This window comes from Reichenbachiella sp. MALMAid0571 (assembly GCF_040151475.1).
GTDB lineage: Bacteria > Bacteroidota > Bacteroidia > Cytophagales > Cyclobacteriaceae > CAXBNB01.
In genome coordinates, this window is the sequence record NZ_JBDKWG010000091.1 from 1 (window position 1) to 13,184 (window position 13,184).

The following is a 13,184-nucleotide window of genomic DNA, read 5'->3' on the forward strand; positions in this document are numbered from 1 at the left end:
ATCACCCCTAAATCCCCTAAAGGGGACTTTTTGATCACCCCTTCAGGGGACGGGGGTAGTTTTAGGAAATCGAAAAAATCTTTTCTCATTTCGTTTAAACGTACTTTTTCAGGGTATTTAAAATTTAGTCGGACGCCACTATATTAACACCCCCATTTCAAGTTAATTTTATGAATTAAATTACTCTTACAATAATTTACCGAGTCTATGAAATTCGACTTTAAGCAATTCATTTTATTATTCTTTATACTTCTTGTTGCCAGCCTGGATTCTGTTGAGCGGTATTTCGAATTGGATCAGATTGCATTTTGGGGTATAGGATTGGGACTATTGATAATATATGGCATCTCATATTATCTCAATAGAAAATTTGCTCCGACTATAGTGTTTTTCATCATTCTTCACTTTTGCAGGTATATAAATGAATGGTTTACCCAGCTCATAGGTACTAATTTCAATGGCACTTACTTTCTCATTCCGGTAGTCCTGTTCACATTGCTTATCCTTTTCTTTCCAAGGATAAAAAGTACTATCGGATGGTGGCATAAAGAGTCAGTGGATCGGAAACTAATCCTTCAAATGTTATTAGCAGTTGGCATCAGTAGTATTGCCATGTTTATTTATTTGAAAATGAATCAAAGTAGTATAGATAGATTTATAGGCATGTTGCCGGAGGGTTCATTTCTTTTCCTGATTGTAATGGGTATCGCCTATGCCGTACTCAATGCAGTAGTGGAAGAATATATTTTCAGAGGCATGATATGGAATGGGTTAGAAAAAATAATGACAAATAAGCCGCTAATCATTTTCACTCAAGCTGCCATTTTTGGCATTTCACATTATTGGGGATTACCAGGCGGTATCACAGGTGTTGTTTTGATTTTTTTCTGGTCTCTGTACCTGGGATATATTCGTCAGAAAACCGGAGGAATACTAGCTGTAATAGGGCTTCATTTTGGAGCCAACCTGTTGCAGTACTTTATGTTGTTTCTATTTCGATGAATACTTATTCTGCTCCTGCCAGTAGGTAAAGTACTGCCATTCTTACTGCAACACCATTTTCTACCTGATTTAGAATAATAGAGTGGCCCGAGTCAGCTACATCACTTGTGATCTCCACTCCCCTATTGATAGGGCCCGGGTGCATAATCACAATCTCTTTGTCTAACTTTTCTAACATGGGCTTATTGACTCCAAAGTATAGAGAATACTCTCTTAGAGAAGGAAAATATTTGATTTGTTGCCTTTCCATTTGAATTCTCAAAATATTGGCAACATCACACCATTGAAGAGCCTTTTGTATATCAGACTCAACAGTAACTCCCAAAGAAGTAATGTACTTGGGCATTAATGTAGCTGGCCCACAAAGCTTTACTTTAGCTCCTAATTTTTGCAAAGCAAAAATATTGGATAGTGCCACTCTTGAATGCAGAATATCACCCACTATCACGACTTTTTTGCCAGCAACATCGCCTAACTTTTCTCTTATAGAAAATGAATCCAACAATGCCTGTGTCGGATGTTCGTGTGTGCCATCACCTGCATTGATGACATTGGCTTTGATATGGTTGGAAAGAAAATGAGGAGCTCCCGGACTGGAATGTCTCATCACCACCATATCCACTTTCATTGCCAGAATATTGTGAACCGTATCAAGCAGGGTCTCTCCTTTTTTCACAGAACTACCTGATGATGAGAAGTTAACTACATCTGCTGATAGTCTTTTTTCAGCCAATTCAAACGAAAGCTTGGTTCTTGTCGAATTTTCAAAAAAAACATTGGCAATGGTAATATCCCGCAATGAAGGCACTTTCTTAATAGGACGATTGATGATCTTCTTAAAATTGTCGGCTGTTTCAAATATCATTTCTATATCCTCTCTGGATATATCTTTAATTCCAAGCAAATGTCTGGTACTCAATCGACTCATTTAATTTTTTCTTTATCAATCAACCAAATGTTATCTGTTTTTTTGTTTTGTTCTTTTAGTTCTACCAGTACTTTTTGTGATTGTATGGTATTTACTTTTTTTCCTACATAGCTGGCTTCAACGGGAATGTCTCTGCTGTGAATCCTGTCAATCAAAATCAATAATTCTACTTTGGCAGGACGACCATAAGCAATCATGGCATCCATAGCAGCTCGCACAGTACGTCCTGTGTAAAGCACATCATCAATAAGAATTACTTTTTTATCTTCAATAATGAAAGGAACCTTGGTTTCATTGGCAGTGATCACTTCATTTCTTCGTCTGAAATCATCTCTGTAGAAAGTGGTATCCAGATAACCCAGCTGTATTGGTTTGCCTGTTATCTTCTCCAATTCTGATTTTATTCTTTCTGCGAGAAATATCCCCTTGGGCTGCATTCCAAGAATTACGGAATGGCTAAAATCATCATGATTTTCTATCAATTGATGACAAAGACGTGAAATTGTTATCTTGAGGTGTTGACTATTTAGTAGAAGCCTTTTTTGCATAACTTGAGATTATGCAAATATAGAAACATGTTAAGGATAATTGGAAATTAATTTTGAGGGAACAACTAATAATATTCAATTTTGTTGATGTAAAAAACCTTACGATTCAGCTTTACATCTTTGTCTTTGAGGTTCTTAATTTGTTGCACACCATAGGCGTAAAACTTTCCATCAAACCAATTGTCCATGCCTTCCATATTCTTGGACAGATCTTTTATTTCATCAGATTTGAACTTGAGGGCTATAGGATCAAAGCTTTTGCCTTCCACTATTTCATTTTCTTCTATTATTTTAGCCCTCAATACATTTTCGTAAATGTAAAGCAATACGATTCTATCCTCCTCCACACTCACTTTCACAAACTCCTGTAACGATAGACTAAGCACATCATTGATCTCAAAGCTATTGTCCCATAAAATATTTCCCATACGGTCAAACCCCACTACCACAGCGTGAGTATAGTTGTAACCAATAAAATTAGGATTGATCCAAAGGTTTCTATAGTCGTAATTGGAGGATGCAGTATAATAGCCTCCACTACTGTTGTTGGAGTATTTAGGATAATACGCTTCTCCTATCAGGATAAATTCATCACCTCTTTGTATAATATCATGCACCAACAGGCGATAGTTGAACTTGACTCTTTTACCCTGGCCTTTTCTTTTTTCAATTCTGCTTTTAATCCTTTTTTCTCTTTTCACCTTCATGTAAGAAAAGAAATTATTTAAATCACCATAATTATGGTATTTGATAAGCTCCTGCTCTCCATTTCTCAACTTTGCCAGGTACAGACCCCTTGAATAATCGGACTTACGTCTGGCATACGTCCCGGCAACATATTGTGAGCCATTCGAAAACGTAGTTGACACTCCATCAATCAGGCTTTTCTCATAGTCCGCATCAAGTGCTTTAGTTTGCAAAAGGTTTCCTCTGGAATCAAAGGTTTTAATCGATACCGTCACCTTCTTTTTGTATGTTTTTTCATTGAGTATAACAGTAAACGTCTTGGTTTTGTCGTCCGTTCTTACATCTATAATATCACTGTTATTGTTATAAAACCCCGGAAGCACCTTTGGTTTTTGTTCTATCATGTCATAGAGCATCACCACCGGCCTGAAGTTTGCTGTACCCCCAAATATGATGGTATTCTCAATAACTTCAAACGTATTCAGCTGCATGGGAAATACCGTATTCACCATGTAAGAAGTGGTATCCCCTCTTTGCAAGTCAAGTCGCATCACACGCATTTCCTCCAGCTTATACTGTGATTTACCAAAAAGCAGGTAAAAACCATCTCCATTAAAATCGTATCCCAGAAAACTAGATCCAAAAGGAATAGCATACTGCCTGATCCATTGGATGTTTAAAGCACTATCTACAAGGTTGAAATTCCACTCAAAACCGTCCCTGCTTCTGTTTTTGGTTTCTTTGATCACCAATAAACCATTCTCTTTTGCTGGAATTATTTGAAAATGTCCATCGCTGTTGTCAATTTCAAATTCTATTCGATTGGGCTGAATAATAAATGAGGACTTTTCAGTAGTAGTATCTTTCTTTGCCTTCCTTTGAGCAAAAGACTGGAAACTAATAAGCAATAAAAGTAACAGGTACTTATTCATAAACGACATTTTGGGAAATCAAGCCTACATGTATCTAAAAAGCCAGTAAAACAAAACCCCTATAAATTTATAGAAAATACACGGATCAGGACTCACTCATTCCTATAATAATATCAAATTCTTCTTTTTTCACTGGTTGAACAGAAAGCCGGGAGTTATTCACCAATACCATTTCACTTAGTCTCTCATCTTGCTTTACTTCTTCCAGTGTCACGGGTCTTTTAAGTTTCTTTTCAGGAGCAAAATCAACAACTGACCACTTTTCATCTTCAGTAGTAGGATCTTGGTAATGTTCTCTGACTACTTTGGCTATTCCCACGACACATTTGTCATTGACACTATGGTAAAAAAGAGCCAAGTCTCCTACCTTCATACTTCGCATATTGTTTCTGGCGGCATAGTTTCGCACTCCATCCCAGTGATCTCTGCCCAGTTTCACAAGGTCATCCCATGAGTAAGTGTTAGGTTCTGTTTTTATCAGCCAGTAGTTCATTCTATAAGGATTGGTTGAGCTTTGAAATTTATAAAAATAGAAATGGATTGAAAAATGAATTTGAGATTATTTTGGAGTGTAGGTAAGAATACTCATATCATCCCGCTGAAGTTCTCTCACCGCCAAATCCTGAAGTTCTGACCCGGTGATGAGGTCTATTTTTTCAAAAACAGAATCCAGGGATTGGATCCTGTTCAAGTCAAGTAAACTCTTTGCCATCATGAGCATGATGCTGTTGTAATTTTCTTCCGACATTGCCAACTGCCCTTTGATCTGGTTTTTTGCGGTTTGCAGTTGACCGGATCCAAGCACTTTGTCTTGCAGCTTTTTTATTTCTTTAAATGTAAGCTCTATAGACCTCTCAAGACTATCCGGCTCTGTACCATAAAATACGGAAAACATACCTGTATCTGTATAAGGCTGATAGCTGGATTCTATGCCATACACTAATCCATATTTTTCTCTTAAAGTCAAATTCAATCGGCTGTTCATACTCTGCCCGCCAAGTATGTTGTTCAGCACAAAAAATGGAATTCTCTCTTTTTCATAAATATGAAAAGCCCTTTTACCGATAGCACAATGCGACTGTACTATGTCTTTGTCCTGATTTTTGACGCATGGTGTATAGCCATTGACCGGAATCCTCTTCTTCACAGAAGTAATGTTGGCAATATGTCCCAAATATTTCTCTGCAATCCTCACCACTTTCTTTATGGGTACATTCCCTACAATGGAAAACACGATTTTACCCGTATCAATATTTTCAGCCAAAAACTGTATAAAATCAGCTTTTTGAAAAGACTTGACACTATCGGTATTTCCAAGAATGTTGTTACCCAACTGATGTCCGGCAAAAATCAACTCGTCCATTTCATCCTGAATGGCATCTTCAGGACTGTCCTGATACATGGACATTTCCTCCAGTATCACCTGCTTTTCTTTTTCTATTTGCTTTTCGGGAAAAACAGAATTGAAAGTAATATCAGTGAGTAATTCTACCGATTTATCAAAATGAGTATCTAAAATCGAGGCATAAAAGCAAATTTTCTCCTTTGTGGTATATGCATTTAGCTCACCTCCCAAAGATTCCAGTCTGTTGATAATGTGAAAGGCTTTGCGTTTTTGCGTACCTTTAAAGGCCATGTGCTCCCAAAAATGAGCCAGCCCCTGCTGATTTGGGTTTTCATCCCTACTCCCTATATCCAACATGATCCCACAATGTGCAATTTTGGTGTGGGTAACATGCTTGTGTACAACCCTGATCCCATTTGGCAGGGTAATCAAATCATATTCATTCATCTCTAAAAATCAAGCCACAAAAATAACTAATTTTGCCACCTTTAAATCCAAATTTCATGATTCCAAACAGAATCCTTGTCATTCAGACTGCCTTCATCGGTGATGTGATACTTACTACAAGTATAGTTGAAAATCTGAAAGCCAAATTCCCCAATGCTCAAATTGATTTTCTCCTGAGAAAAGGAAATGAGCAGCTCTTTGAAAACAATCCCCATGTTGCCAACCTTCTGATTTGGGACAAGAAAAACGACAAACTCAAAAACCTAATCAAGGTCATTAAGTTGGTCAGAAAAAACAAATACGATTTACTTATAAACCTACAGAGGTACTTATCGACAGGATTATTTTCATTTTTTTCAAAAGCCAGATACAAAGTTGGTTACAGTCAAAATCCTTTGTCCTTTTCATACAATGAGAAAATACCGCATGTAATGTCTTCCGGTCAGCATGACATAGAAAGAAACAATCAATTGATCCGAAGCTTCACAGAAGACAAAGCAGCCAAACCCAAATTGTATCCAACCGAAGCACATTACGAAAAGGTGAAATCATATAAGACAGATAAATTCATCACTATCGCTCCCGCCTCTGTTTGGTTTACGAAACAATTTCCTAAATCGAAATGGATAGAATTTTTAGATCAGTTTCAGTTCGATGGAAATATATATTTCGTGGGGGCACCAGGAGACAGCACACTTTGCAACGAAATCATAGAGGCAGCCAGTAAAGAAAAGTGCATCAACTTATGCGGAAAAATGTCTCTATTAGAATCTGCCGCATTGATGCAAGATGCCGAAATGAACTATGTAAACGACTCTGCACCTCAACATATTTGTTCGGCATTAAATGCTCCGGTTACTACTATTTTTTGCTCTACAATACCTGAATTCGGGTTTGGCCCATTATCTACCAATTCCAGAGTTGTTCAAACTGACAAGCAATTAGATTGTCGTCCCTGCGGACTACATGGCTATAAAAACTGCCCTAAAGGCCACTTCGATTGTGCACTTTCAATTGATGTAACTGAACTCAACTTAGTATAATTGCTGTCCAAAAAATCATAGTGCTATTCAAATTTAAAAGAATAGAGGTCAGCATCTTTCATTAAAAAACGTAATCTAACTTCTTTTCCAGAAAGAGTGCTCAAATCCTTATCCTTTCCCCATGATACTGTTCTATCTATTTCATTTCCAATAATAATACTACAGTCGTCTGCCGAATATCCAGAAATCACTTTTCCAGAAGCGTCCAGAACTTCTACTTTGATTTCTCCGGCTGCTGAAGTAGAGTAATTGAGGTGCAAAGTTGCTCCTATAAAAGTAAATGGTTTGGTAGTCATTTCACCACCAGAATATCCAGCTCTTAAAGAACCAAAACCGTCTAACCTTAAACTATATCTTCTTAAATGAGCAGTCGGTTGTGCATAATCCTGATTTACATAGATTGACAATTCTGTAGGAGAAGTCTGCACAGTATTTAACGCTGGGTAGTTAGAACGTGACACCCAGTTTTGCATGCCGATTCCCGGCCTGATAAATGACTGCATAAAAGTACGGTCATATTTATTGCTTCCTCTCGAAGTAATCAGTACCACATCAGAACAATCCTTGTAGTATTTTGGATTTACATTCAATTTTGAAGCCTCTTCGTCACTCAACACTTGTCGATTGGGCATAAAACGGGCTGCTATCGCAAAGTATATTTGAGGTGCCCTGAAATAAGCATGGGTTTGATTGGTATAAAGATGCTCCATAGGTGTATCTCCAAAACCCATCGTTTGAGGTGCTGTCCAATTTATAAAATCTTTCGAAGTAGTGCGACTTACAGAACGTTTACCAGAAAACCCTTCGCCAGACCATGTGCGAAAATAGGACACATAACAATTTTCCTTTTGTGACCAAAAAGCTACATTTTGGGAATCAAACAAACCTTCTGTGAAGACTGCTTCTTTCTGCATTTTCTTCCAATTGACTCCATCCAAGGATTTGAATGCCACCAAACCTGATTTTTTGGTGCCAGCCAGAGCTTTGTACTTTTCATCCTTTTTTGCTTTGGGATTTGTATCCAAAAACGGGCTGAAATTGTGACTATACGGAGCATTATCTGCTAAGATCACATTGTTGTCCATTGAGTCTGAAATCTTATACAATTGAAGATTCGGTTTCTTCCATGAGATACCATCTTTTGATTCAGCATAGCACGTGGTTTCATTAGTACTGCCATCTGCTCCTGCTTGGGGCAACCCACGGTAGTAAAGCCGATAGGTTTCTTCATCTTTGATCACAGTACAATACCCACAAAATGGCCCTTCCCAAGGTCTATCAAAATACAATACTGCTCCTTCATCTATTGGCTCGTGCATGACCAACTCAGTCCCATTCATTTGATCAATCAAATAATAATCAACAAACAATTCCCGATTAGAGCCTATGTTTATTTTTGAGCCATCATCTGCAAGGCTTGTTTGAATTGAGATGAAACCCAAGCAAAAAAAGTAAGTAGAATATATCAGTTTTCGAAACATATAAAAAAGTGAAAAATACAAGCTAATATACTCAAACACTTAACTACTTGGATGTTTAGTTCATACAAGCTGTTACTCCCAGCTTACCTCCCGTACAAAATCCTTTGCGGCTACTGTAGTAAACTTTGCTCCTTTAGGCTTTACCAATGAAACAATGGAATCTTTACAGGTTGCTTTTTCCTGAAAAAGTACATTGACACTGTCCGACTTGTGATAAAGCACCAACTCTTTAAATGACTCTGGAATTTTTAATTCAATTTTGTTCTTTTGGGACACAACAAACTGTTTATCTTTCTCTGATACATTTTTGTGTTTGTGGCTTTTTACCAATTCAAATGCCTTTTCACATGAAGGCACTCCATAGCCAATGAAGTTATTACCAAAGGGATATAAATGGGCAGACTGCTCTATTATTGATAAAATATCAAAGTTGGTCAAAGTACTGTCCATTTGCATGATACATGCTGACAAGCCGGTAATAACAGGAGCAGAAAATGATGTGCCGTTGGAAGCAAAGCATGAAACATTGGGTTTCATATACCCAAGTTTCTCCGGGCCTATGGAGCTATAAATGGCTTTGTTCCATGTTCTGAAATTAGTCGCTCCTACGGTGATTACACCTTTGGCATCCGCAGGCGTGGATAAAACTTTGAAGTCATTATTTCCATCATTTCCAGCAGAAACAACCAATAGCATTCCCTTTTCTTCTGAAGCAATTCCGGCTGCTCTTGTTATGGCAGAAAACTTTCCATCTATCTGTTTTGGTAGATAATTTTCTTTTGGGTTGTCAAAACCGTTGGAATAACCCAAGGAGATATTGACCAACTTCACCTCTTGCTTTTCCATCCACTCAAGAGCCTGAATCAGGTATTCTTCCTCTTGACGGTATTCCTTTCTACCATCATCAGTACGGGCTAGATAAAAATCAGCTTCTGTCGCCAAACCAAATCTCACATTCCTTTCGGCATTGACTCCTGAAATTTGCTCCCAAACCTCTGTCCCATGGCCATCATCTGCATACTTTGAACCTCCATATTCTTTCAATTCAGGAGTAATAAAGTCCTTGTAGGCTTTCACCAGATTATTTTTAAAAATATGAGCAAGTCCCTCCTTTTTATTTGCCTCCAAAAAACCTCCATCAATAATTCCTATTTTTACCCCTTTCCCTGTTAGCTCTTTATCAACGAAAAATTCTCCTTCTATCTGCTCAAGTGCAAAGCTTAAACCCATTTTTTCTTCATGAAATGCCATTGGAGCAAAATTCAATTCCATAACAGGCTGAATTTCACCAACGAATGTGAGATGAGAAAGGGCTTTAACCTGGGAGTTCGTCAGTAAAGCTGTACCTGCATTGAGCCACCCGGAAAAGTAATCCAAATCGATATCATAAGTAGCAAGTCTATCTTGGCAGGTTAAATCTAACCATTCGGAATTTTCGCAATTAATTCTGTCAAAGTAAATCCAATACTTTCTTTTCTGCTCACAAGAGACCAGTAGTAATAAAAGAAATACTAATTTTATCGTTGATTGATTTTTAATCATATCTATTTTAACAGAACATAATGATAACACTTTTTTTTATATGAAGTATCTACCCATCGGAAAAGACCTTTTTATTCAAAACAGGAAAAAACTGGCAAGCAGGCTAAAACCAAAATCGGTCGCTATATTCAACTCCAGCGACATTATGCCAACCAGTGCTGATGGCACCATGCCATTTATACAAGACGCAAATCTGTTCTATTTATCCGGTATTGATCAGGAAGAATCAATTTTATTACTTGCACCGGGTTTTCCCGACGAACGTTTCCGTGAAATATTGTTTTTAAAAGAAACCAACGAGGAAATTGCGATTTGGGAAGGCCATAAATATACGGCGAATGAGGCACAAGAAACTTCTGGAGTAAGAACCATAATGTGGTTGGATAAATTTGAAAATACACTCGCCACCATCATGGCCGAATCAGATGAAATCTATCTCGACACTAATGAGCATATTCGCAATTCTTCCAGGGTAGAAACCCGAAGTGACCGATTTGTCAAATGGTGTAAAAAACGATTTCCATTGCATCAGTACAACAGAATTGCTCCCCATTTATATGACCTTCGTTGTATAAAATCCAATTCTGAAATTGATCTGATCCAACATGCATGTAATATTACTGAAAGTGGATTTAGAAGGATACTGGACAAGACACATCCCGGAGTTTGGGAATATGAGCTTGAAGCGGAATTTAGTCATGAATTTCTCAGAAAACGATCAAGAGGATTTGCTTACGATCCAATTATAGCTTCAGGAGCAAATGCCTGCGTGTTGCATTATGTGGAAAACAATCAACAATGCATGGATGGTGATTTGCTTCTAATGGATGTAGGTGCAGAATATGCCAATTACAATGCAGACATGACCCGAACGATACCTGTAAATGGCAAGTTCAGTAAAAGACAAAGGGCTGTGTATGATGCGGTTTTGAGAGTGAAGAATGTTGCTACAGCTATGCTCATCCCTGGCAATGTGATTCCTGATTACCATAAAGCAGTAGGTGAAGTGATGGAAAAGGAACTGGTTGATCTGGGACTAATAAGTACTTCTGACATCAAAAACCAGAAAGCTGAGTGGTCTGCATACAAAAAATATTTTATGCATGGCACTTCCCATCACCTGGGTCTCAATGTACACGATGTAGCCAGTATTTATAAAAAAATTGAACCCGGAATGGTTTTTACCGTCGAACCTGGAATCTACATTAGAGAAGAAGGAATTGGTATTAGGCTCGAAGACAATATAGTCATCACAGAGAATGGTCATATCAATTTGATGAAGAACATTCCTATTGAAGCAGATGAGATAGAAAGCCTTATGAATAAAGGTTGATTCTATATTATTCGCTCAGAATCAACTTTCCTTTGCTGTAAGTTTCCACCTTTGGCGGATTGGCTGGTGTATTATAATAAATCACATTGCCATAACGATCAATCACTCCTTCTAAGGTTTGAACCGGATAAACCATGATGTCATTAGTACCATTCTGATAAAAAGATACATTTTGTGCGATAAGGTCTTTACCATAAAAACGGCCATCCCCTGTTTGAAAATCAATATTAAGATCGCTGACTGTACCTGTAATGTAAAAATTGGAAATCCTTTTAGTCGTAATGTTCAGCTCATTAGAAACAATATCCAGAATATAATCCCCACTTGAATCTTTAGAATCAATAGATAAGGTGTCAAACTCCAAAGTATTTACAGAGCTGATGGTTGCTCCTCCTTCATATATAATTTGTTTTAAATCTGGCGTTGTGATCTGGATCTTTGTAGTTCCGTATTCCCGAACCCAATTGCATGAATTGTTGTTTTCAAAAGTTAATACTCCATCTTCTACTTCAATAACCATTTCATCAAACAAATTTTCTCCCGTGATTAAAACAACAGACTGCTGTGGTGCCTGTTTGATCTCCACTTCTACATTTGAATAAATGTGGATTGCATCAAAAGAATTAGACAATTCAACCTGATATTCTAAAATATCTCCCGTCTTCTTCACACAATCATAGGCATCCTTGCTGTCACAAGACAGCAAAAACCAGAGTACCGATATGTAAGGTATAATGTGCCTCATTTTACAACCTCCAGCCTACACCAAACTCACCTGCTTCTGCTTTTTGCAAGTGGGTTTTGAGCATAAATGAAACAAATAGCTTTTCATTCAAATAGTATTTCAGACCCAACCTTTGATACTTTGGTTTGAACCTTTGATATGGTCTGTAAAAATAATGTCCGTATTGAAACAAAAAAGACAAATCATGCCAGAACAATTCATAACCAACAGTGACTCCTGCCCTTTTAAAATCAGGTTTTTCTTTCCCTCTTAGATTAGGATCATATTTAGCTTCTTCTCTCAAAGAATATGATACAAAATAATCCAACCCTACACTAAAAGCACTTTTTCTGGAAACCCTTTTATCTGCGTAAGTATTCAATACAAAAAAAGGGAAAACCCCATTCCCTTCCTTCAAAGATTCACTCAATCCTGTAGATACGCATACATTGTACTTGATTGGTTGACCGCTATAGTCTTCTTTTTCATAAGATTTTTGTTCAATCTGCTTATCGTCTATTTTATAGATCAAACCCAAATTAGCAGCAATTATGTTTATCCCCTTGTTGGGTTTGCTGATAGAGGCATTAGAAAAATGTGTCAGAGAAAAGCCACTTTTGACTGCCAATTTTTCTGAAATGTCGTGATCATAACTGAATTGCATCTGCATGGCAAACGAAAAAGTTGACCCTAGAAAATTATTTTTATTATTGGTCTCTCTATCATAAGGATGGGTATGAAAAGCCGGGCCAAATGCAAATTTGAATTTAAAATCATGCTTTGAATCTCTATTCCTGTTGAAATAATAATTAAAATGAGCCATTGGAGAAACAGATTGACCTAAAACAGGATTGTTATAATCCAGATAGATCAACGTATATCCAACATCGGGATAACGGTATTCATACTCCCACCTTTTATACCCATAAGTATGCTTATCATATTCCAAAACCACACCCGTAGGATGGGATACAGCTACATGAGCCACTTCATCCGAATGTTTGAATATAAACCCTTTGAAATACTCCAGGCTAAATTGATGAGAGTATTGCTGATCGTGCTTTTGAGCCACTGCTGTATGCCCTAATATAACATACAAAACAACTCCATACCAAAATATATGTTTGCTGAAATGATTCGGTGAAATTAGCTTGATCATGAAAGGAACTACC

At 37.4% G+C, this 13,184-nt stretch carries 12 protein-coding genes; 3 read left to right on the forward strand and 9 right to left on the reverse strand.

What is annotated here, in order from left to right:
- Positions 1-207: 207 nt before the first annotated feature.
- Positions 208-1,002, forward strand: coding sequence for a CPBP family intramembrane glutamic endopeptidase (locus tag AAOP42_RS02830; RefSeq protein WP_349526945.1), 795 nt, complete (start codon positions 208-210; stop codon positions 1,000-1,002).
- 4 nt (positions 1,003-1,006) lie between these two features.
- Here the strand turns inward: AAOP42_RS02830 and AAOP42_RS02835 are convergent, their stop codons facing one another.
- The 5 genes from AAOP42_RS02835 to AAOP42_RS02855 all read right to left on the reverse strand — a co-directional run bounded on the left by AAOP42_RS02835 (position 1,007) and on the right by AAOP42_RS02855 (position 5,889).
- Positions 1,007-1,930 carry an aspartate carbamoyltransferase catalytic subunit gene (locus AAOP42_RS02835; protein ID WP_349526946.1) on the reverse strand — a complete coding sequence of 308 codons (924 nt, stop codon included), beginning with the start codon at positions 1,928-1,930 and terminating at the stop codon, positions 1,007-1,009.
- Complete coding sequence (gene pyrR / locus AAOP42_RS02840) at positions 1,927-2,478, reverse strand: bifunctional pyr operon transcriptional regulator/uracil phosphoribosyltransferase PyrR (RefSeq protein WP_349526947.1); 552 nt, start codon at positions 2,476-2,478, stop codon at positions 1,927-1,929. Before pyrR ends, AAOP42_RS02835 begins: the two co-directional genes overlap by 4 nt.
- Positions 2,479-2,543: 65 nt before the next feature.
- Complete coding sequence (locus AAOP42_RS02845) at positions 2,544-4,097, reverse strand: hypothetical protein (RefSeq protein WP_349526948.1); 1,554 nt, start codon at positions 4,095-4,097, stop codon at positions 2,544-2,546.
- Between the two features lie 85 nt (positions 4,098-4,182).
- Positions 4,183-4,590, reverse strand: coding sequence for an EVE domain-containing protein (locus AAOP42_RS02850; RefSeq protein ID WP_349526949.1), 408 nt, complete (start codon positions 4,588-4,590; stop codon positions 4,183-4,185).
- Between the two features lie 66 nt (positions 4,591-4,656).
- On the reverse strand, positions 4,657-5,889 hold the full coding sequence (locus tag AAOP42_RS02855) for a M16 family metallopeptidase (protein ID WP_349526950.1): 1,233 nt from the start codon (positions 5,887-5,889) through the stop codon (positions 4,657-4,659).
- A gap of 56 nt (positions 5,890-5,945) precedes the next feature.
- On the opposite strand from AAOP42_RS02855, the gene AAOP42_RS02860 reads away from it, so the two are divergent.
- On the forward strand, positions 5,946-6,932 hold the full coding sequence (locus tag AAOP42_RS02860; protein WP_349526951.1) for a glycosyltransferase family 9 protein: 987 nt from the start codon (positions 5,946-5,948) through the stop codon (positions 6,930-6,932).
- Positions 6,933-6,955: 23 nt separating this feature from the next.
- Here AAOP42_RS02860 and AAOP42_RS02865 read toward each other — a convergent pair whose 3' ends face one another.
- On the reverse strand, positions 6,956-8,374 hold the full coding sequence (locus tag AAOP42_RS02865; protein WP_349526952.1) for a glycoside hydrolase family 32 protein: 1,419 nt from the start codon (positions 8,372-8,374) through the stop codon (positions 6,956-6,958).
- A 111-nt stretch (positions 8,375-8,485) separates the two neighbouring features.
- The gene (locus AAOP42_RS02870; RefSeq protein WP_349526953.1) at positions 8,486-9,955 is read right to left on the reverse strand and encodes a S8 family serine peptidase; all 1,470 of its coding nucleotides are present in this window, start codon (positions 9,953-9,955) and stop codon (positions 8,486-8,488) included.
- A 40-nt stretch (positions 9,956-9,995) separates the two neighbouring features.
- Here AAOP42_RS02870 and AAOP42_RS02875 point away from each other — a divergent pair, with 40 nt between their 5' ends.
- Positions 9,996-11,288 carry an aminopeptidase P N-terminal domain-containing protein gene (locus tag AAOP42_RS02875; protein WP_349526954.1) on the forward strand — a complete coding sequence of 431 codons (1,293 nt, stop codon included), beginning with the start codon at positions 9,996-9,998 and terminating at the stop codon, positions 11,286-11,288.
- A 7-nt stretch (positions 11,289-11,295) separates the two neighbouring features.
- Here the strand turns inward: AAOP42_RS02875 and AAOP42_RS02880 are convergent, their stop codons facing one another.
- Together AAOP42_RS02880 and AAOP42_RS02885 are read right to left on the reverse strand one after the other, a co-directional pair.
- Positions 11,296-12,033 (reverse strand): head GIN domain-containing protein, encoded by a 738-nt coding sequence (locus AAOP42_RS02880; RefSeq protein WP_349526955.1) that lies wholly within the window; start codon positions 12,031-12,033, stop codon positions 11,296-11,298.
- Position 12,034: 1 nt separating this feature from the next.
- A complete protein-coding gene (locus AAOP42_RS02885; protein WP_349526956.1) occupies positions 12,035-13,171 on the reverse strand; it encodes an acyloxyacyl hydrolase in 1,137 nt (378 codons plus the stop codon).
- Positions 13,172-13,184 lie beyond the last annotated feature (13 nt).